Raw genomic sequence first — 20,888 nt, 5'->3', positions numbered from 1 at the left:
TTGTTCAACAGTAAGAGAATTGCCTTCTCCTCTCATTTCAATCAAGGTACCACCAAATGTCGAACCGTCAAAGTGGCAGCCTGCTTTAAAAGTAATGCTATTATTGCTGTTGGTAAATTCTAAAAGTTGCTGATTATTACCGTCAAACCAACCGCCAATATTGCTTGGAATTTTGACAGTCTCCGCGTGAATTTGACCTTCAAAAATAATGTCAGTATTGTTTTTGGTATAAGCTAATTGTGAACCATAAAAGATAATGTTTCTAAAAGTGATTCTAGCCGTTTGCCCTCTAGTCATATTGTAAGTATCAGCGACACCATAGTAATCGGTACTTTTAAGTATTAAGTTTTCATAAGTAATATCTAAAGAAGAATTACCGGTAAGAGTAGGGTGGTTACTCTTGAAATCAAGAGTATATTTCGCATTACCTGCAGACTTAATTAATAACTTTCTACCTTGAAAAGCCTGGCGATTATGACCTGTCTCTCTGTCAGCAATAATATTATTGATAATATCAATTTCACTTACATTATTATTGATTAGGGCGCTAATAAAATCCTTCCAGTTACCAACGCTTACTTTTTTACCAGCGTCTTTTGCATCTTTTGCGGTGATCTTAGACTTTGCGGTGTCCTTATTTTTATTTGTTTTGCCAGTTTCCTGCTTATCTGTATTGTTTACACCGGACTTTTCTTTGTCCGAATTATCGCTGTTAATATTTGCTTTATCTTCATTGTCTGTATTAATATCATTGTTGTCTGCACTATTTACGCTGGAACCTTTTTTGTTTGGATCGTCATTATTGGCAGGAGTTTGATCTGTTTGAGCAGTGTTATTTTGTTCACTGTTACTATTACTCTCCCTCAAAAACGAACTCAAGCCAGAAAATGTGGTTAAATTTGCTTCCCCTTCTGGCTTGTTTGTTTTGTAAGTAGCGTTAGATATATTTTGTCCAGCATTTTTGTTACTGGGATGAGTGGTACCGTCTTGCGAAAAAGAATTTGCTTGAGAATAGGCATTATTCTCAGTTGGTTGAGGTGGAACAACTGTATCAGCCTTAACTGTTTTGCTATTTAAACTTAAGAAAGTAAAGCCAAGCAATACAGAAGTAGTACCAATACTCAATTTACGAATTGAGAAATGGTCTTGCTTAGCCTGCTTTGCCATTTTTTTCACCCGTTCATTGTAATTATTCTTTCCTAACATAGAAATTTCCTTTCTAATTTCCATTTACTATACAATTATCAATTTAGTAGATGAAGACAAAAATGTCAATTACTGTGTTTTTTTATGTGTTAATTTATAAATAATAAATTTTATAAAAATAAAGCAGCAAAAATTAAATAAAGATAACGTTAACATTAAATTTTAGATAACAAAAGTTGGCATTTTTAGGCTTAAAATGGATAATGATATTAAAAAAATGTCCAAAACAAAAAAATCTAAAATTTATATATATCTAAATAATATTATTATATAATTGCTTTAGTTTGCTAAAAATAAGAAGGAAAAATGCAGTTACCGCAGTGCATGATTTGTTATGTTTCAAATTAGTTGCACCATTTTAAAGATTGAGAAAGTTCTATGATATCCTGAAGGGGAGGAGGCATTTATGATGTTTAAATGGATTTTAAAGCAGCCTGATTCGAATATGCTAGTTCCTAAAGAAAAAGTGGCACAAACATACAGATGGCGGCAACTAGGAGTTTTACTAGCAACTTGTATTGGCTATATTGGGTACTACATCATTCGCCTTGTATTTACCACAGAACAAAATGATATTATGAAAGAATATCATTTCTCTACAGCTAATATTGGTTTGATTTTGTCTTGTTTTGGTATTGGCTACGGCATAGCTAAACTCTTTATGGGTGTATTGGCAGATAAGTGTGATTCTAACCGATATTTAATGGTAGGACTTTTATTGTCTGCAATCTTAAATATTTTCCTAGGTTCGACTCAGAACCTTTATTTAATGATGTTGTTAATGTTTTTAATGGCGGTCACACAAGGAATGGGGGCTGCGGCTTGCCAAAAAATGATTCAGCTCTGGTGGGGACCAAGAATGAGGGGGACAATGTATTCCATTTGGTCTTCAGCACATAATGCCGGCTCATTTATTTGTGTGGCCATAGTGCAATTAGCGGTTTTCCTTTTTTCAGGTTCAATTCCAGCTGTCTTTTATACATCCTCAGTAGTTTCCTTTATCATTTGCATCTTAATTTTAGTTTTGGGTGCTGATAGACCTAAAGTGGTCGGGTTACCTGATATTTCTACTTATACAGGTGACAAGGTTATTCTGGAAAATGGGCAAGTTTCTACTTCGGATCAGACTGATTTGAGTGTTGGTCAAATTTTTGTTAAATATATCTTGCAAAATAAATTAGTTTGGGCAGTTACTCTGACTTCAATGTCACTTTATCTTGTTCGCTACGGCATTCAGAGCTGGATCCCATCTTATTTGGTCCAGAATAAAGGCTTCGATTCTGCAGCTGCTAAATGGATTATCGGCATTTTTGAATTAGCATCAGTTCCGGGAGTAATTATTATTGGAGCGATTTCAGATGCTTTAAAAGGTCGACGTGCATTAGTTTCAATCGCCTGCGTAATCGGAACGCTAATTTGCTTAACGCTATATTTTTTCAGTAATAATCATGCTCTAATAATTGCGGCTCTAATCATAATGGGTAATTTGATTTACGCACCGCTGACACTTGTGGGACTAATGATTAATGAAGTTGTGCCGAAATACGCAGTAGGTGCATCAACGGGTTTCATGGGTTTTTTCCAATATATTTTTGGTGCAACTCTGGCTACAGCTTTAATTGGGATATTGGTTGACAAATTTGGTTGGATCGCCAGCAACTCAGTTCTTTACGTTGCCTCATTTGCGGCATTAATTTTCTTATTTTATACCGCTATTAGTGAAAGCAAGATGCACAAAGAAGCAGAAAATAATAAATTAGATTGAAAGAATTTTGCAGACATTTTACATTGATGCAAGAGTGTTAAAAAAAGGTAAGTAATGCTTTAAGCTATTTGAATTAGCGGTTTTTAAGTATACAATATTATGTACCGATATAATTTTAAAATAACGAGGTTGGAAACAAATGAAGATTAGTCGAAAATTATTAATGGTATCTGCAGCTGCATTAATAGGTGTCAGTCCTGTACTTAGCGCAAGCCAAGCTGTTGTGGTTCAGGCCGCTAACAAGACTACCGCTAAGAAAGAGACGACAAAGAAGAATACCATTAAGTTGAGTCATAATGCTTATGTTTATGATAAAAATGGTAAACGCTTGAAGACCTACATGGGTAGTGCTAAAAACACTAAAATTGCTAAGGGCATTACTCTAACATTTAGTAGTAAAGTAACTATTAATAAGAAGGATTATTACAGTATCGGTAATAATGCTTTCATTAAAGCTGCTAATGTTGGCTATGTTAATGGTAAAAAGGTGACTAAAAGTGCACCAGTAGCTACTGCAAAGGTAAAGCATAATTCATATATCTATAATGCTAAGGGCAAAACAGACAAGAAAAAAATTAAGAAAGGTCAAACTGTTACAGTTGATCAGTTAATTTATATTGGTAAAAAGTTGTTTTACAGAATTAATGGTCAAAGCAATCAGTTTATAAAAGCCACAAATGTTGGTAAAACCAGTGGTGCTAAACTGAAACCAGTAAATAAGAAGCCTGGTAAAAATGAAAATGTACCAAGCGATAATCAAAATGACCCAACTGTAATTCTTCTTAATCATAATGCTTATGTCTATGATAGTAACGGTGAAACCACCAAAACTTTGATTAGGAGTGGGGAAAAGGTAACAGTTGATAAATTGCAATATATAGGTAAAAAGCTTTATTATCACATTAATGATTCTAATTACCCAGGTAATGATCAATGGGTTAAAAAGAATAATGTGGGAATTGTTACTGGCAAGCAACTTGAGCCTTCAAATTCAAAGCCTGAAAGTGATGAAAATGTGACAACTGTTACTTTAGCTCGCACCGCTAATGTCTATGATAATAAGGGAGTTTTACAATCAACTAAGACCTTTGCTAAGGGTCACACTGCTCGTGTAACAGAATTGCGTTATATTTGGGTAGCAGCTGAAAACCAATCTGCACTGTTTTACAAGTTGCAAAGTGATAAGAATGGCTATCTGAGAGAATCGGATATTAGTAACGTTAATGGTGTTAAATTATCTCCAGTCAACACTCCAGAAGCAGCTAAGAATGAAAATACGTATGCTTCAGCAACTGATAAAAAAGCTTTGCAGGATGCTTTGAGTCAAGATACAACTGTTAAAGCCAGTGATGCTTATAAGCTTTCTGCTAAATCATTACGTGATGCTTATGACGCAGCTATATCTAGTGGAAGTCAGGTTAACACTGCTAAATCAACCGTTACTCAAGTCAATGATGCTTTAACTAAAATTAATACTGCTAAAGCAGCTTTAAATGGTAAAAAGATAATTGTTAGTGATTTAAAGAACTTGTCATTAACTGAAGCCAGTCAAATTGTTGATCTAGTTGCCAGCGTAAATGGTGTAGACAAGAGTGCTGTACAATTTAGCAACAATAATACGATCCTGACGATTATTAGTGCTAGTGGTTTCCAAAAGCCCGTAACTATCACTGATTACGTCACGACAAATAAATAAGTTGTAAATAAAAAATCAGGCAAACTAAAAAGAACGCAATTCACTGAAAAAGTGAATTGTGTTCTTTTTTATTTACACAAAGAGAATCTTCTCTTAAAGCGTAACTAATTTAGTTTCTTGAAGTTTAGGAATACATATTTTTAAATTAAAAGGTGATTTTTTGTAAAAAGCGTGTTAATAAAAGTAGTTTATACCTTAATTGTCTAAGTCTTCTGCCATTTCTCTCATTCGTCTCAAGTCATCTGGTTCAATTATAATTTTCATAGCTTTACTATTTTCATCAAGCTGATCAATCGAAGTCGAACCACTTAAGACATTAATGTTATCGCTTTGATTTAATACCCAAGCGATAGCCAAATTGGCTAAAGTACAATGATATTTTTCACATAAGGGTTTCCAGGAATCAAGCATGTCGTCTACTTTTGCTAAATTCTCTGGCTTAAACCATTTCTTACCGTTACGTGCGGAACCCTTAGGTGGGACATAATCACGAGGAACAGCTCCAGATAAAATGCCCATTGATAACGGAGAATATGCTTGTAAAACAATATTATTTTCCTTGCACAATGGCAGCAGTTCATCTTCAACTTCTCTGTCGAGTAAACTATAACGACATTGAATAATATCCAATTGTCCGTACTTGAGGTATTCGCGTACGTCGTCAGCGTTAACATTAGCTGCACCTATTCCGCGAATAATTCCTTTATCTTTAAGTTCCATAAGGTATCTCATGGTCTCAGCTATTGGAGTTTTGTATGGCTCAACAGCTTGCCAATGAGTCATATAGATATCAATATAATCAGTTTGTAGTCTTTTTAAAGTATCAAAAAGTTCTAACGAAATAGATTCAGGAGTTAGGTTCTTGTATAGTGATCTATCTCCAACTTTATTGAAGAAAGCTCCTTTTCTTTCCCACGTAATACCACATTTAGTAATAATTTTATATTTTTCCCTATTACCCTTGATAGCTTCACCAACTAATTTCTCACTTTCACCAAAATTATATCCTGGCGCAGTATCAATCAAGTTGATATCGTATTTTAAAGCTCCTCTAATAGTATCTAGTGCAGCTTGATGGTTATCATAATCGGTAAAGGCCGGACCTCCGCCTAAAGCCCAAGTACCTAATCCTATTCTTGAAACTTGCATATTATCTCCTAATTTCATTATTATCTCCTTTTTGATAATTTTTAAGTAATTGTTCTACTTGACGTTCATTTTTTACACCATCAATAGCACCCAGTTTTCTGACAGAAAGTGAAGCTACAGCATTACCAAATCGAGCACAGTTTTCAAAACTTTGTCCTTCAGCTAACTTAGAAATAAAACCAGCAGCAAAGTTATCACCGGCTCCTGTTGTATCTATATCGATATTTGATGGTACCTTGTAAGATGGTAGATATTTTTTCATTTTCTTATTTTTAATAAAACAGCCATTTGCCCCGGTTTTAATAACGACATTTTTAACACCGAGTTTTAATAGCAAATCAGATTGTGAGTCTAAATCAGGCTGGTTTGTCAGATCTTTTGCCTCAGAATCGTTTGGGAAGAAGTAGTCAATGTAGGGCAGAATATTTTTAATATTATCAATCGTTTCTCCTAAACGGGGGGCATCAATATCGGCACAAATTGTCATATTTTCCTTTTTGGCTTTTTGGAAAATTTTTAATATAACTTGATCATCAATTAATGGATTGTTGAAAATACTTGCCATTGATAAGATTTTACTGTCGGCGATTGCCTGAAAATCTATATCATTTTCATTCATTTTCCAAAGACTACCGTTTTTGTTTGTCAGAAAAGTTCTTTGACCATCTGGTTTAACTAAGCCTATGTTGATTGAAGTAGTGAGATTATGGTTGACTTTTACAGAAGAAATATTAACTTTATTTTTTTGAGCAATTTTCCTAATGTAATTTCCAGCTCCGTCATCACCAACAGCACTGATTAGAGCAACCTTTTTACCTAGTTTTGATAAGACAATGGCCTCATTTATTGCATCTCCACCTATTTTCATAGATATATCATTTAACGGGAAAGATACTTTATTTAATGTTTCTGAGCTAACAGGGTATAGTGGTATGTCAACTAAAGCAGTACCCACACAAATTACATCTTGCGTCATATAACTCACCTTATTTATAAGATTTGTCAACTATTACTACGCCTTTGATAAATTCGCTTTTATGTGTTGTAGCAAATTCAAATGCTTCTTGAATATCTTTATACATGAAATATTTATCTACAATTGACATTACATTGAATTTTCCACTTGATATCATTTTGATAGTTTTAGGATAATCGTTGAGGTAACGAAATAGAGTATGAATTGTTACTTCTCTGTTAATTTTCAGAAATTCTACTGGCGTTGCTCCTGGTATAGTACCCAGAATAAAGAAGGTTCCAGTATGCTTAACAATCTTTAAGCCGATTTGTGCAGTCGCATTGCTACCAGCACATTCATATACAAAATCAGCGCCATTGGTTCCAACTACTGCTTTAATTTTATCAACTACATCTGGATTATCACCTTTAAATGTAGCATTTGCACCAAGTTCTTTGGCTTTTGCCAAGCGATTATCGACAATGTCTATTACAACAACTGTGGAGGCGCCTGCCATCTTGACTGCCGTTGTCGTAAGTAAACCTTCGGCTCCTGCACCTAATATGACGACTGACTTACCAATTAAATTGCCAGCGGACTCGGCAGCGTGAATTGCCACAGAAGCTGGCTCTGTCATGGCTCCTTCAACCAGACTCATATTATCGGGTAAATGATAGGTCCACTCGGCTGGATGATTAATATAGTTTGTTAAAGAACCTTTATAGTTAGGAGCAGTTGCTAGGAAATCTACATTAGGGCAGACATTATAATGACCTGATCTGCAAAATTCACAGGTGCCATCAGGAACACCAGGTTCCATAGCTACACGATCACCAACTTTAAAGTTAGTAACATTTTTTCCAATCTTAGAAATTATTCCGGCAGTTTCATGACCCAAACCGATTTCTTGGTTTGGATCTTCAGGTGGTAAATAAGGTCCATCAGTAAAGCCGTGCATGTCAGAGCCACAAATACTAACATCACAGACTTTTATTTGTACTTCATTATCTTTAGGATCTTCAATTTCTGCATCTTTAATGACCATTTTCCCTGGCTTTTCCAGTATTGCTTTTGTATTATGCATGATTAACCTCTCTATTACTTTCTAAATTAATGGAACTATCAATTTCATTAATTGTTTTCTTTCTGGTTTCAATACCAAATAAAATAATAATAAGTGCGCAAAGTCCTAAAAGAATTCCTAAAGTGATAAAAACAGCAACTACTCCAAAATCTGTAAGTATCCAGGCAATTAAATATGGAGATGTAATAGCTACAAATCTGCCAATAGCGTTTGAAATACCTAAGCCCCGCATTTTAACTTGTGTAGGCCAAAGTTCGGTTGCATACACTGCAGAGGAAAAACTATTGTAAATATATAAGATAAAAATCATAATAAAGCCGATTATTAAAATACTCGCTTCTGATCTTTGTTGTGCATAAATATAGCCTAAAATTGCAATAGCTATGATAAAAATTCCTCCGAACAACTTTCGGGGTAAAAATTCAATAATGAATGTTGAAAAATAAGTTCCCAAAGGTGCCGCAACGATCATAATAGTGGTCATAAGAAGGGACTTGGTGACTGTGATACCGTTCTTGACAAAAATAGTGGGTATCCAATTATTTATCGTATAAAGCGCTAGGTTCATTGCAATCAAAGTAGTGGAACAAATTAATGTTCGCCTCCCTAATGCGCCAAAGAAAAAATTCTTGAATGGTATTTTAACTTTTTGACTTGAATTAAGTTTTCTGCTGTCATTTTCATTATCTGAGATATCAATTTTATGGCCTTGCTCTTTTTCTACTCTTTTAATTATTTCGTTAAGTAAGCATTCTCCTTCCTCTTCATGTCCGTTTTGTAATAACCAGTGTGGCGATTCCTTGAAAAATTTGTGGAAAAAGAAAAGTATAATGAAAGCACTAACCGAACAGATTATAAAAACTAATCTCCATCCAATAGTCGGAATAGCTATTAAGCAAAGCAGGGATGCAATTAAAGGTGAAAAATTGCCGAAACAAGAGAGCATGGCTTGCCATTTTCCCCTGAATTTGGCTGGCAATAATTCAGTAAATGAACCATATCCAAGTTCTATTCCAGCTCCCATACCTATTCCCATTAAGCCTCTGCTAACAATCAGCAAGAACATGTTGGGTACAAGTGCAGCAACTAAAGAAAACACAGCAAAAGTCAAAATGGAAATTTCATTTGACTTTTTTCTGCCAATTTTATCGCCTAACCAGCCACCTATAAGTGATCCGATAAAAAAGCCAATCATCATAGCAGAAGAAAAGGCTGCGTTTAAATAGTTATTAGACCAACCTTTATGAATTAAATCAGCTAAGATTGAATTTCCTGAAGAATTAAGAACACCGTTTATTTGAAGTCCAAACCCTAAAAGGAAAAAGTTTTCTAAATGCCATTTTGAAAAAGGCAGTTTATCGAGAACTTGTTCTGATTGCTTTGGTTCTTTCATGTCAATCCCCTTTTCTATTTCTAAAATCGCTAACATAATAATACACCCATTAATGTTCATTTGGAACATAAAATGTAAAAATAAAAAAATAATTATTTTGTTCACAATATTAAAAATACTTTTATATCAGCAATAATAGTTGTAAATTTTTCATAAATAATGTTGCAAAAGAAAATTTAAATTATAAAAAAGATTGACTTTTAACATTTTCGGCTTAGTATAATAGTTGAGTCATGACTCGATCGATAGTAAGGACTTTCTTGTAAGGAGGTCAACATGAAAAATGACAATTCGCCCTTTGCCGGGGCAAGATTAGATAGATTGCCAACTAGTAAATTTCATTGGAAAATTTTTGCAATAGTTGGTTTTGCACTATTAACCTGCTGGAGTAATGCAATAGGAGGGCTAGTCCTTGCACAATTAAAAGTAATTGGTTGGACAAATAACAGTCAGACTGCATTGTTTACTTCATTAAGCACTGCCGGAATGTTCTTTGGAGCTTTAATTGGTGGCTCTATTGGTGATAAATATGGCAGGAAAAAAACTTTTTTGCTTTTTGAAGTAATGCACATAATTACTATGTTAGTTGCAGCTGTTTCTCCTAATATGAATTTCTTAATGGTAGTTAGGTTTTTCATGGGACTGGCTTTAGGAGCGCTATTAACTATACTTTTTGCCAGTTTTACGGAATACATGCCATCAAGAAGTAGAGGTACTTGGTCATCCCGAATTTCATTTGTGGGAAATTGGTCATATCCTATTTGCTCATTGATAGCAATGCTACTAACAGAAATTGTTGCTCCAGAAATGAACTGGAGGTTGCAATTTGTAATTCCTGCGTTACTTTCAACATTCATTTCTCTAATTGCGTGGAAAGCTTTTCCCGAAAGCCCCAGATGGTTAGAGTCAAAGGGACGTTATGCTGACGCAGAAAAAGTTTTAACCAATATTGAAAATGAGGTTTCAAAAGAGACTAATAGTGTTTTGCCTGAAATTCATAAAGACAAGACTGAAAAAAATGAAGAAGAAAAACAAAATATTTCTTATACGGAATTTTTTAAAGGAAATTTGCTTAAAAGAGTAATACTTGGTTCATTTGCTTTAATTGCTATGAATGTTACGCAATATACCTTAATAAACTGGTTACCAACTATGTTCCTCGCTCAAGGAATAGATCTTAAGAAGTCTGTTTTTCTTAATACTATGAACATGTTTGGTGCACCTGTAGGTATTTTTATTGCAACGCTAATAATGGATAAAATACCGCGCAAAGTTATGGGAATCGGTCTCTTGAGTTTCATGGCCGTACTAGGCTATATTTACTCTTTTCAAAGGAGTATGTTGATGATCTCGATTTTGGGCTTTTTCCTAATGATTTCTGTTTATATGTTTGTTTGTTATGCCTCTGCTGTATATGTCCCTGAAATTTGGCCAACCTATGCCAAATTAAGGGGATCTGGCTTGTGCAATGCCATAGGAAGGATTAGTGGAATAATTGTTCCTTTCATTGTTGCCAAGTTGCTTGATTCAGTTGGCATTACTGGAGTATTCATATTACTTGGAATCACGTGTTTAATAACGGCAATTATAATTGGTATTTTTGGTATTGAAACAAGAGGAAAATCTGTAGAAGAAATTGGTTCAATAAAATAGAAAGAGGATATTAAAATGAAAGCTTTAGCTCGTTATGGTAAAGAATTCGGTGGCTATAAGATGATTGATGTTCCTGTGCCAGAAGTTGGTCCAGAGGATGTCTTAGTAGAAATTAAAGCTGCCACTATTTGTGGTGCGGATATGAAGCACTATAAAGTTGATAATGGTTCAAAAGAATTTAACTCTATTCGTGGCCATGAATTTGCTGGTGATATTGTTAAAGTTGGCGACAAGGTAACAGATTGGAAAGTAGGCGACAAAGTAGTTTCTGACAATACAGGCCATGTTTGTGGTGTATGTCCAGCCTGTGATGATGGTGACTTTCTCCTTTGTCCACATAAGGTCAATTTAGGTTTAGATAATAATCATTGGGGTGGTGGCTACACCAAGTACTGTTTAGTTCCTGGTGAAATACTGCGTATTCACAAGCACGCTTTGTGGAAGATTCCTGATGGTGTCAAATATGAAGAAGCAAGTTGTCTTGATCCTATTAGTAATGCATATAAAGCTGTTGCAGAACAATCTGGCTTAAAACCTGGTGATGATGTAGTCGTATTTGGTACAGGACCATTGGGATTATTTTCAGTCCAAATTGCGAAGTTAATGGGAGCATTGAAGATTGTAATGGTTGGTCTTGATGCAGATACAAAATATAGATTTGATGTCGCTAAGAAATTAGGTGCAACAGATTGTATTAACGGTTCTAAAGAAGATGTTGTAAGCCGCTGCAAAGAGATTATAGGAGAAGACAATCTGGGCACTGTTATTGAATGTTCAGGTGCTATGGTCGCATTACATCAAGCAATTGAAATGGTACGTCCAAATGCTACGATCGTACGTGTCGGCATGGGTTACCAACCATTTAATTTTCCAATCAATCGTATTACTGAATGGAACATTGATATTAAGGGCCACCAGGCATACAGTTCATCTACTTGGCGTCGTACAATTAAGCTGCTGGCAGCTCACAAAATTGATGTTGAATCAATGATTACTCATAGATTTGGACTATCGGAATGGCAAAAAGGCTTTGATGCTATGGCAGATAAATCGGCCATCAAAGTAGTATTTCATTATGACTATGATGATTAAGATTGGAGATAATTTGGTATGTTAGCAGATATTAGATATTGGGAAAAAATTGCACAGAAACATCATTTTGCTATTCCACATTTTAACGTTTGGAATGTCGAAATGCTTGAAGGTGTCATGGATGCTAGTGAACAAGAAAACTCTCCGGTGATTATATCTTTTGGTACTGGTTTTATTCACAATACAATATTTGAGGAATATGCTGGAATGATGGTTTCAATGGCTAAACATTCCACACTGCCTGTAATAACTCACTGGGATCACGGTCGCAGTTTTGATATTGTAAAAAATGGCTATGATTACGGAATGAATTCTGTCATGAGGGATGCTTCGAAATTACCATTTGAAGAAAATATTGCTGAAACTAAAAAGGTAGTAGATTACTTTCATCCATTAAATGTTGGAGTCGAAGCTGAACTTGGTCACGTAGCTGATCCTAATAAGTATGAAAAAGCAATGGAAGGTTATCAGTATACTGATCCTTCAGTAGCTAAAGAATTTGTGGATAAAACTCATTGTGACTCATTAGCTGTAGCAATTGGTCAGGTACATGGTGTCTATACTTCAACTCCTCATCTTAATTTTGAGGTTTTGGAAAAAGTAGCTAAAGCAGTTCCTGTACCATTGGTTTTACACGGCGCTTCTGGAATACCAGATGAACAGGTATCTAAAGCTGTATCAATGGGAATTTGTAAAGTTAACATTCATACTGATCTAGGTATTGCTGCAATGAAAGCTGCTAACGCTCATAGTGACCAACTTTATCTAGAAGTTCAAAAGTATGTCCGTGAAGCTATAAAAGATGAAGCAGTTCATAAGATTCATGTTCTGGGCTCTCAAAATAAAGCTGACTTAAGGCTGGAAAACTATTAAGTTATATTTTAAAATTTATTTTATTGTCGGAATTATATAAAATAGACCAGGTTGAAAAACTTGGTCTTATTTTGTCTTTTTAAAAAATGTGAAACAATTTCATATTATATGAATTAAACATTTGCTAGAATAGTCTTATAGAACGGCGGAAGTGGGAACTAATATGGAACGAATAGAACTTATAAAAAAAGAATTAATGAACAATCACACTGTGAATATTTCAGAATTAAGTGATAAGTTTAATGTTACCAATCAGACTATTAGAAGAGATTTAAACCAATTAGAATCTGAGGGCTTCATTAATCGTACTTACGGAGGAGCGGTACTTAATGAAGCAAAGGTTGATTTTGCAGTTCCATTTTATCGGCGTTTATCTAAGAATAAAGATGGTAAGGATAAAATTGCTCTGCAAGTGATACCACTTTTAGTTAATTGTAATAGCATTTTTGCTGATTCAAGCACTACTGTTGTTAATGCAGTGAAATATTTACGTGACTCTGATTTAACTGTAGTTTCTAATTCCGCCGAGGTTCCAAGGCAGCTATATACCGGGAGTGCAAACTTTATTTGCTCAGGAGGAATATTAGATCGACACAGTATTTCTTTTCATGGTGCAATAGCTGAGCGGACTTTGCAAAACTATAATGTCGATGTAGCCTTAATTAGCTGTAAAGGTTTAGATATGGAGCAAGGGGTAACAGACTCAACTGATTCTGAAGCTATAATCAAAAAAATAATGATTAAACAAGCAAGTGAAGTTTATTTGCTAGTGGATTCAACGAAGTTTGATAAAAAAGGTTTCGTTCATTTGATTGATGCTTCAAAATTAAGTAATGTGATTACAGATAAAAAACCAAGTGTAGAATGGTTAGAGTACTTTAAACAAAAGAATATTAAACTTATTTATCCCAAATAGTTTGCTATAAAGCAATTCTTTGATGAATTGCTTTTTCTACTCTAATAAACTATATATAGCTGTTTGACTTTAAGCTTATAATATTGATAGATTCTAAAAGCCAAAATGAAAACTGGCAGGAGGCAAAATGATGCACACAACTGAACAAACTATAGCAAACAAGCAAACCATCAGAAATTACTTTAATTCATGGCTGAAAAAAGATTTTTCTGAACTTGATAGCTGGTTTAACCAAGATGTCTATTATCGTGAATGCTATGGTGCCACTTATGAGGGATTAAATGAATTAAAAGCCTATATCAATTCAAAGTCTAAAGAGCAAACAGTTTTAAGATGGGATATTTCTCAAATCGAACAAACTACTACTGGTAAATTTGTAGTTACTTGGTTTTTTGATGCTAAAGAAAAGCAGGAATATTGTTTTGACGGTGTTTCTTTAATAGCTTTTTCTGATAACAAGATAAAAAGCATAGTGGAATATTCAACCAAACATGAGACATACCGACCATACAAGGACAAGGTGTAACCATGATTTCGTAAACATAATATATTTAACTCATCGTTGGAAATAATTTAAATTTAATAATTTCTTTTTTTATTGCATAAACAAAAAGTAAAAATTTTTTTAGAAAAATATGGTATATACCATTTAGATTTAAAAGCTATAAATATATTGAAATTGAAGACTGATTTGGTTTAGACCAAAGCTGAAAATCCTACTGCCACAACATTTTTCACTGATTTATAGTAAAACGTTTCCATTTAATGTGCTATAATACAATTGTAGTGAAATATTAGTAGGAGGAAATATTATGAATGCTATAATTAATTGGCTAAACAAGCATCTAGTACCTGTTGCAGCCAAGATTGGTTCAATTCGTTGGCTTGTAGCTTTACGTGATGCCTTTATTTCGATAATGCCAATAATGTTAGCTGGTTCTGTTGCTAGTGTATTGAATGCCATTTTTAGAGACATTCCCACCAACCTAGGCTGGATGGGTGTTGTTAACTCAATGCAATGGCTGATCAGTATCGACGCAATGGTCTGGACAGGATCAACTGCTATTTTGGGTTTGCTGTTTGCCTTTACCTTTGGTTATCAGATGTGTGTGCAATATAAAGTTGAACCAATTGCGGGTGGTCTTCTTACACTAGGCACATTTATTATGAGTTTGCCTCAGAGCTTTTCAGTTGATTTGAAAAATGCTCTTACTAAAGGTGATATAAAGACTTTAACTGATGCCGATACAGCTGTTGTCGGTAAAAATGTTAGTGCCTGGGGCTGGTTTAACTTTAATAAGTACTTTGGTGCTTACGGCTTCTTTACCATAATGATTATGGGTGCCATTTCAGTTTCAGTTTATATTGCTTTAGTTAAGAGACATATTACTATTAAGATGCCAGCAAGTGTTCCACCTGCAGTTTCTAACGCTTTTACTGGTATTATTCCAGCAACTGCTGGTTTGTTCGTTGTCGGTATTATTGATTATCTATTTAGTTTGAAGAACACTACAGTTATTGACTTGATTGCTCAAACAATTCAAGAGCCATTAATGAAGATGGGTCAAGGATATGGGTCATTGCTATTAATTGTGTTCTTAGTACAACTGTTCTGGTTCTTTGGTATTCATGGTACCAATGTTCTGGCTCCAGTTACTGAAAGTATTTGGACAACAGCATTAATTGCTAATATTAATGCCCACAAGATGCAAAAAGCTTTACCATATATGTGGACTAGAAGCGACTTCGACCTTTATGTTTGGATTGGTGGTGCAGGTTCAACACTATTACTTATCCTAGCTGTTCTTGCCTTTTCAAAGCGTGAAGATGAACGTGCCGTTGCCAAAATTTCTCTAGTACCTGGAATCTTTAACATTAACGAGCCTATGATGTTTGGTATGCCAATTGTTTTGAACCCAATTTACATTATTCCATTCATTCTTGCTCCATTAGTTATGGTATCAATTGCCTATGGTGTTCTGAGTCTCGGCTGGGTAAGTCCGGTTGCAGTACAGATTACTTGGGCAATGCCGCCATTCCTTAACGCAATAATCGCTACGATTGACTGGCGTTCAGTTATCTTACAAATTGTTAATATGGTTGTTGGCTTCCTAATCTATGTACCATTCGTTATTGCATCTAATAACATGGATCCTGAAAAAGTTAATAAAGTTTAAGGAGCAATAATTTTATGAAACAGTTAGGTATTTCCCTTTATCCCGAACAAAGTACATTTGAGCAGGATAAAGAATATATGGATTTAGCTCACAAGTATGGCTACAGCAGAATTTTTTCTTCACTCTTGCAATTAAAGAGTGCCAGCGGTGAAGATTTACTTGCCAAGTTAAAAAAAGACGTTGCTTATGCAAATGATTTAGGGTTTAAAACCGTAGTTGATATTAATCCCGTTTTATTTAAAGAATTAAAAATTGACTATAATGATTTAGTCTTTTTCCATGACTTAGGCGTTTGGGGCTTAAGGTTAGATGAGGGCTTCAGCGGTATGGAAGAAGCCGCTATGACTCATAATCAATATGGGTTAAAAATAGAACTTAATATGAGTCGTGGTACTAATTATTTGGATAGTATTATGGCTTATGACCCTGAAGTTGATAATTTGATTGGTTGTCATAACTTTTATCCTCAAGAATACACGGGATTAAGTGAAAAGATTTTTAATGAATATTCACAAAAGTATCGTGCCTATGGTTTACATACTGCTGCGTTTATTTCATCTAAAAATGCTCAATTCGGTCCGTGGCCTGTTCATGAAGGTTTACCAACAATGGAAAGCGATCGTCAAAGAGACATTTTTAGTCAAGTAACACATTTGCGCTTAAGTAAAAAAATTAATGATATTATTTTTGGCAACGCGTTTGCTAGTGAAGATGAACTAGCTGCTGCTGCGAAAGCTTTTAACAGTTCATTTCCTGCTCTAGGAATTGAATTTGAACAAGATATTTTGCCAATTGAGAAGACAATTTGTCTTAAAAAGTCGCATTTGTATCGCGGTGATGCTTCGGAATTTTTGTTGCGTGATACACAACCCCGTGTCGTTTATGCTAAAGAAGATATTCCTGCACATAATAACGATAAAGCCTCTTTTGAAAGAGGAGATATAGTTGTTGTCAATGATAAATATCCACGCTACAAGGGAGAATTACAAATTGTTTTAACTCCATTTGCAAATGATGGTAGACGTAATCTTGTTGGTCACATCAGTCCAGATGATTTGGATCTGTTGAAAGACATTGAGCCTTGGAGTACATTTATATTACGAGAATCTAACTAAGTTAATTTAATTATTAAAGCCATGAGCACTTGCTCATGGCTTTTTAATATGCATTTTTCTAAATAAAAAATAGTATAATTGTACATGTAAGTGATTTCATATAAAGGAAGAGAATTAAATTACTATGCTAGGTTTTTCAATGTATCTTAACCGCGATTTTACGGCTGATGACTATAATTATCTGCTGGCAATGCGTAATGCGGGATTGACTACTGTTTTTACTTCATTGCATATACCAGAAGATGATCAAAAAATTGTTTTGAAAAGATTAGCTGAATTAACCAAGTGGTGTCAAAATTTAGAAACAGATATCATTGCTGACGTTTCTAAAGAGGGACTAGAGAAATTAGGAATTTTACTAGATAACGAAAAGCAGGTTGCAAGTCTGGGATTAACTGGACTAAGAATAGATGACGGTGTATCCGCAGCTACTATAGCTAAACTTTCGCAGAAAATGCCAATTGCTTTGAATGCCAGCACTATAAATAAAGATGACATAACAGCTTTACGAGAACACGGTGCTAACTTCGAAAATTTGCAAGCTTGGCACAATTTTTATCCTCGTCCGGAAACTGGCTTAGATGAAAATTGGTTGGAACAAAAAAATAAGTGGTTACACCAAATGAATTTGGAAACGATGGCGTTTGTTGCGGGCGATGATGTTCTGCGTGGACCTATTCATGCTGGACTGCCAACTCTTGAAAAACATAGGGGTGAGAATCCTTTAGCTGCCGCATTGGAATTAAAACAGCTTGGTTGCGATCATGTCTTTATTGGAGACGGTTCTTTAACAACGAATATGATTGACTGTTTTAAAAACTACATTAAACAGCAGACTATTATACTTCACGTTGATGAGAACTTGCCTGAATTGTTCAATTATGAATGGAGCAATCGTCCAGATGTTGCACGAGATGTGATTAGGTTGACGGAGGGGCGTAGCCGCCAACTTTTTAACACAGAACCACAGAAAAAAGTAAGTTCACGTCCTAGGGGAACCATTACTTGTGATAATAAATTATATCTGCGTTATCAGGGTGAATTACAAATAACTAAGTGTGATTTACCAGCAGATAAGAAAGTTAATGTCTTAGGACAAGTGGTGCCTCAAGACTTACCGCTTTTAAATCTAATCGGTGCAGGCCAGAAAATTCATTTTGTGGAGCTGAAAAAAGACTAGGGGTTATTTGTGTAAAATTAAAAATCCTGCTAGCAGCTATGCTTTGATTTTACCAGCAAAAATAATAGGTCAAGCAATCTTTTAATCATAAAATTGGTATGGCACAATAATAGTTTAAATTTAGATAATATATTTATAATAAATTTATAATATTGAAAATTGGTATAATTAATACTATACTTACTTTGTGTTGACACTGTTTTGAGTAAAAATTTTATCGAAGGTTATAAAAATATTCACTTAAAATTATTTTCTTTATTAAAGGAGTCGAAAATGAAAATTAAAAAATGCGGATTAGCGTTTTTAACGCTACTTCCGATTGTTTTCTTCTTAGCTGGTTGTGGCAGTAAAAAGAAGGCAGCTAATCCTGCTGTTAAGCCAAATCAGAGTCAAGTAGTTACTACTACGATGTATTCCAAAAAAATGCACTTGGACTGGAATTATGATGTCTATCTGCCAGCGGGTTATGATCCTAATGGCAGTAAAAAATATCCTGTCTTATACATGTTGCACGGTGTAAACGGCAATCACAGGAACTTACTTGAGAGGTTTAATTCTCAACAGATCTTGGATGGTTTAGTCCACCGAAAGAACAAGAAAATGATAGTGGTTTTTGTAGATGGGTTTAACAGTTTTTACGTTAATCAAAAAGACGGCTTGCCAATGGAAGATGCCATCGTTCACGACATGGTGCCGACAATTAATAAACTTTATAAAACTAAAACAGATCCTGATCACACGGCAATTGGTGGGATTTCAATGGGCGGCTATGGAGCAGCCAGATTTGTCCTGAAATATCCTAACTTGTTTGGTAAGGCAGTTTTGATTTCACCTTCAGTGTGGTATAACCTGCCTAACACTAATCCTATTAAAATGAGCATGCACGCGTTTACTGATGGAAAAAAGAGCTGGTCGGATAAAGTTTACCAGTCTTTATTCCCGACAAATTATCTTGGTGATCAATCAGCCAAAAGCAAGTTTTTTGTCGAAACCACATCATCAGATACTACTGTACCAGTAAAAGATGTTAACCGCTTTGTGAAAAAACTGCAAAGTAACAATATCAGCGTTAAATATGTCAAAGACAGTGGCGATAATCACAACTGGACTTATTGGGCCAAAGCTGCACCAAATGCCTATAATTGGGCTTTGGATGAAATGAACTAGTGAGGTGAGCAAAATGACAAAAAAATCTGATCAAGATTTAGCACAAGAAATATTAGAATTAGTCGGTGGTAAATCAAATATAAGTGAAATTGTTTCTTGTATGACAAGGTTGCGCTTAACTGTCAAAGATAATTCACTAGTTAATATTGATGCTTTGAAAAAAATCGATGGTGTTTTAGGAGTTGTACAATCAGAAACGCTGCAAATTGTTTTAGGACCCGGAAAAGTTACGAAAGTAGCTCAAATTATGGCTAATTTAGCTGATATCAACCTCACTACTGAAGATAGTAACAGTGATTTAGCTGAGGTGAAAAAACAGGCCCAGGAAAATAAAGCTGCCCAAAAGGCTAAGCATGACAAACCACTCCAAAGAGGGTTACATCATATTGCTAATGTCTTTGTACCGCTCTTACCAGGTATTATTGCCGCAGGGCTCGTAAATGGTATTACCAATGTTATTGACTACCAAACTGGCAGTGCATTTGCTAATGACTGGTGGTACATGGCTATTAAAACAATTGGCTGGGGTCTATTTGCCTTTTTACCAGTTTTTGTAGGGATGTACGCTGCTAAAGAATTTAAAGGTAGTCCAATCCTTGGTGGTATTGGCGGTATCTTCTGTTTAAGTCTAGGTTTGCCAACATTCCCTTTAGCTTCACTTGCAATTTCTATGCCCTTCACAAATAAACCATACGTTACGGGTGTCGGTGGCTTACTGACCGCTTTATTTATGGGTATATTTGTCGCACTGACGGAAAGATGGATTAGAACATGGATGCCTAATATATTCGATACATTTTTCACTCCGATTTTGACACTGATTTTTTGCTGCTTGATTTCAGTAGTTTTCTTGCAGCCTGTCGGAAATTGGCTAACAAATATTATTTATGTAGTCCTTGATTTCTTATATACCAAATTAAGCTGGATAGGTGGTTATCTGTTATCTTCAACGTTCTTAGGTTTGGTTTCTGTAGGATTGCATCAAGCTCTAACTCCCATCCATGTTATGCTGAATGATCCTACTGGACCTACTCACGGAATTAACTATTTATTACCCATTTTAACAATGGCCGGTGGCGGTCAAGTTGGAGCTGGACTTGCTTTATACTTCAAGAGTAAGAATAAAAGGTTTAAGAAACTGGTCATGAGTTCAATTCCAGTTGCGATTTTAGGTGTTGGCGAACCTTTAATGTACGCTGTCACACTTCCATTAGGCAGGTCGTTTATTACTGCGTGTTTGGGTGCCGGCTTTGGCGGTATAGCAGCTTCACTCTTTCATTTAGGTACTGTTTCTCAGGGTGTTTCAGGAATTTTTGGTTTACTAATAATTCAACCAGGACAACAGTTACAATTTGTGATTGCCATGTTAATCGCATATTTAGGTGGTTTCATTTGTACTTGGTTCTTTGGTGTTGATCAAAACCGAATTAATGAACTATTTCCAGAATAAGATTTAACTATGTCAAT

At 35.0% G+C, this 20,888-nt stretch carries 17 protein-coding genes; 12 read left to right on the top strand and 5 right to left on the bottom strand.

The genetic code is table 11. The features are described from left to right. A partial coding sequence (locus Q0K80_RS03710) for a pectate lyase-like adhesive domain-containing protein (RefSeq protein WP_294603317.1) occupies positions 1-1,206 on the bottom strand: 1,206 nt, incomplete at its 3' end. A gap of 409 nt (positions 1,207-1,615) precedes the next feature. On the opposite strand from Q0K80_RS03710, the gene Q0K80_RS03705 reads away from it, so the two are divergent. Both Q0K80_RS03705 and Q0K80_RS03700 read left to right on the top strand, forming a co-directional pair. Next, positions 1,616-2,971: an MFS transporter gene (locus tag Q0K80_RS03705; protein WP_294603322.1), complete on the top strand. Its 1,356-nt coding sequence runs from the start codon at positions 1,616-1,618 to the stop codon at positions 2,969-2,971. A gap of 139 nt (positions 2,972-3,110) precedes the next feature. After that, positions 3,111-4,667 carry an SLAP domain-containing protein gene (locus Q0K80_RS03700; RefSeq protein ID WP_294603314.1) on the top strand — a complete coding sequence of 519 codons (1,557 nt, stop codon included), beginning with the start codon at positions 3,111-3,113 and terminating at the stop codon, positions 4,665-4,667. Positions 4,668-4,862: 195 nt separating this feature from the next. Here the strand turns inward: Q0K80_RS03700 and Q0K80_RS03695 are convergent, their stop codons facing one another. From Q0K80_RS03695 to Q0K80_RS03680, 4 genes are read right to left on the bottom strand one after another with little or no spacing between them, the layout of a single operon-like run. After that, positions 4,863-5,834 (bottom strand): aldo/keto reductase, encoded by a 972-nt coding sequence (locus tag Q0K80_RS03695; RefSeq protein ID WP_122026435.1) that lies wholly within the window; start codon positions 5,832-5,834, stop codon positions 4,863-4,865. Then, a complete protein-coding gene (locus tag Q0K80_RS03690) occupies positions 5,818-6,792 on the bottom strand; it encodes a carbohydrate kinase family protein (RefSeq protein WP_294603311.1) in 975 nt (324 codons plus the stop codon). Before Q0K80_RS03690 ends, Q0K80_RS03695 begins: the two co-directional genes overlap by 17 nt. A 10-nt stretch (positions 6,793-6,802) precedes the next feature. Beyond that, a complete protein-coding gene (locus Q0K80_RS03685; protein WP_294603309.1) occupies positions 6,803-7,855 on the bottom strand; it encodes an NAD(P)-dependent alcohol dehydrogenase in 1,053 nt (350 codons plus the stop codon). Next, positions 7,848-9,284 carry an MFS transporter gene (locus Q0K80_RS03680; protein WP_294603307.1) on the bottom strand — a complete coding sequence of 479 codons (1,437 nt, stop codon included), beginning with the start codon at positions 9,282-9,284 and terminating at the stop codon, positions 7,848-7,850. The genes Q0K80_RS03685 and Q0K80_RS03680 overlap by 8 nt, the downstream gene beginning before the upstream one ends. Positions 9,285-9,524: 240 nt before the next feature. On the opposite strand from Q0K80_RS03680, the gene Q0K80_RS03675 reads away from it, so the two are divergent. The 10 genes from Q0K80_RS03675 to Q0K80_RS03630 all read left to right on the top strand — a co-directional run bounded on the left by Q0K80_RS03675 (position 9,525) and on the right by Q0K80_RS03630 (position 20,871). Further along, positions 9,525-10,901, top strand: a complete 1,377-nt coding sequence (locus tag Q0K80_RS03675) for an MFS transporter (protein ID WP_294603304.1) — start codon at positions 9,525-9,527, stop codon at positions 10,899-10,901. A 15-nt stretch (positions 10,902-10,916) separates the two neighbouring features. Continuing rightward, on the top strand, positions 10,917-11,993 hold the full coding sequence (locus Q0K80_RS03670; protein WP_294603302.1) for a zinc-binding dehydrogenase: 1,077 nt from the start codon (positions 10,917-10,919) through the stop codon (positions 11,991-11,993). Positions 11,994-12,011: 18 nt separating this feature from the next. After that, the gene (locus Q0K80_RS03665) at positions 12,012-12,866 is read left to right on the top strand and encodes a class II fructose-bisphosphate aldolase (protein ID WP_294603299.1); all 855 of its coding nucleotides are present in this window, start codon (positions 12,012-12,014) and stop codon (positions 12,864-12,866) included. Positions 12,867-13,029: 163 nt separating this feature from the next. Beyond that, on the top strand, positions 13,030-13,782 hold the full coding sequence (locus Q0K80_RS03660; RefSeq protein ID WP_046325443.1) for a DeoR/GlpR family DNA-binding transcription regulator: 753 nt from the start codon (positions 13,030-13,032) through the stop codon (positions 13,780-13,782). A 127-nt stretch (positions 13,783-13,909) separates the two neighbouring features. Next, positions 13,910-14,308, top strand: coding sequence for a nuclear transport factor 2 family protein (locus Q0K80_RS03655; RefSeq protein WP_294603294.1), 399 nt, complete (start codon positions 13,910-13,912; stop codon positions 14,306-14,308). A 286-nt stretch (positions 14,309-14,594) separates the two neighbouring features. Continuing rightward, positions 14,595-15,959 (top strand): PTS sugar transporter subunit IIC, encoded by a 1,365-nt coding sequence (locus Q0K80_RS03650; protein WP_294603292.1) that lies wholly within the window; start codon positions 14,595-14,597, stop codon positions 15,957-15,959. Positions 15,960-15,973: 14 nt separating this feature from the next. After that, positions 15,974-17,074, top strand: coding sequence for a MupG family TIM beta-alpha barrel fold protein (locus tag Q0K80_RS03645; RefSeq protein WP_294603290.1), 1,101 nt, complete (start codon positions 15,974-15,976; stop codon positions 17,072-17,074). Positions 17,075-17,198: 124 nt separating this feature from the next. Then, positions 17,199-18,254, top strand: coding sequence for a MupG family TIM beta-alpha barrel fold protein (locus Q0K80_RS03640; protein ID WP_294603287.1), 1,056 nt, complete (start codon positions 17,199-17,201; stop codon positions 18,252-18,254). 273 nt (positions 18,255-18,527) lie between these two features. Continuing rightward, the gene (locus Q0K80_RS03635; RefSeq protein ID WP_294603284.1) at positions 18,528-19,421 is read left to right on the top strand and encodes an alpha/beta fold hydrolase; all 894 of its coding nucleotides are present in this window, start codon (positions 18,528-18,530) and stop codon (positions 19,419-19,421) included. A gap of 13 nt (positions 19,422-19,434) precedes the next feature. Next, positions 19,435-20,871, top strand: coding sequence for a PTS transporter subunit EIIC (locus Q0K80_RS03630; RefSeq protein ID WP_294603281.1), 1,437 nt, complete (start codon positions 19,435-19,437; stop codon positions 20,869-20,871). The last annotated feature ends 17 nt before the right edge of the window (positions 20,872-20,888 follow it).

It is taken from the genome of uncultured Lactobacillus sp. (genome assembly GCF_945290125.1).
Classification (GTDB): domain Bacteria; phylum Bacillota; class Bacilli; order Lactobacillales; family Lactobacillaceae; genus Lactobacillus; species Lactobacillus rizhaonensis.
This window is presented reverse-complemented; position numbering and strand designations above follow the sequence as displayed.

Coding starts and splice junctions, on each gene's coding strand:
- Q0K80_RS03705 (WP_294603322.1), top strand. CDS start 1,616: ATGTTTAAATGGATTTTAAAGCAGCCTGATTCGAATATGCTAGTTCCT.
- Q0K80_RS03700 (WP_294603314.1), top strand. CDS start 3,111: ATGAAGATTAGTCGAAAATTATTAATGGTATCTGCAGCTGCATTAATA.
- Q0K80_RS03695 (WP_122026435.1), bottom strand. CDS start 5,834: ATGAAATTAGGAGATAATATGCAAGTTTCAAGAATAGGATTAGGTACT.
- Q0K80_RS03690 (WP_294603311.1), bottom strand. CDS start 6,792: ATGACGCAAGATGTAATTTGTGTGGGTACTGCTTTAGTTGACATACCA.
- Q0K80_RS03685 (WP_294603309.1), bottom strand. CDS start 7,855: ATGCATAATACAAAAGCAATACTGGAAAAGCCAGGGAAAATGGTCATT.
- Q0K80_RS03680 (WP_294603307.1), bottom strand. CDS start 9,284: ATGTTAGCGATTTTAGAAATAGAAAAGGGGATTGACATGAAAGAACCA.
- Q0K80_RS03675 (WP_294603304.1), top strand. CDS start 9,525: ATGAAAAATGACAATTCGCCCTTTGCCGGGGCAAGATTAGATAGATTG.
- Q0K80_RS03670 (WP_294603302.1), top strand. CDS start 10,917: ATGAAAGCTTTAGCTCGTTATGGTAAAGAATTCGGTGGCTATAAGATG.
- Q0K80_RS03665 (WP_294603299.1), top strand. CDS start 12,012: ATGTTAGCAGATATTAGATATTGGGAAAAAATTGCACAGAAACATCAT.
- Q0K80_RS03660 (WP_046325443.1), top strand. CDS start 13,030: ATGGAACGAATAGAACTTATAAAAAAAGAATTAATGAACAATCACACT.
- Q0K80_RS03655 (WP_294603294.1), top strand. CDS start 13,910: ATGATGCACACAACTGAACAAACTATAGCAAACAAGCAAACCATCAGA.
- Q0K80_RS03650 (WP_294603292.1), top strand. CDS start 14,595: ATGAATGCTATAATTAATTGGCTAAACAAGCATCTAGTACCTGTTGCA.
- Q0K80_RS03645 (WP_294603290.1), top strand. CDS start 15,974: ATGAAACAGTTAGGTATTTCCCTTTATCCCGAACAAAGTACATTTGAG.
- Q0K80_RS03640 (WP_294603287.1), top strand. CDS start 17,199: ATGCTAGGTTTTTCAATGTATCTTAACCGCGATTTTACGGCTGATGAC.
- Q0K80_RS03635 (WP_294603284.1), top strand. CDS start 18,528: ATGAAAATTAAAAAATGCGGATTAGCGTTTTTAACGCTACTTCCGATT.
- Q0K80_RS03630 (WP_294603281.1), top strand. CDS start 19,435: ATGACAAAAAAATCTGATCAAGATTTAGCACAAGAAATATTAGAATTA.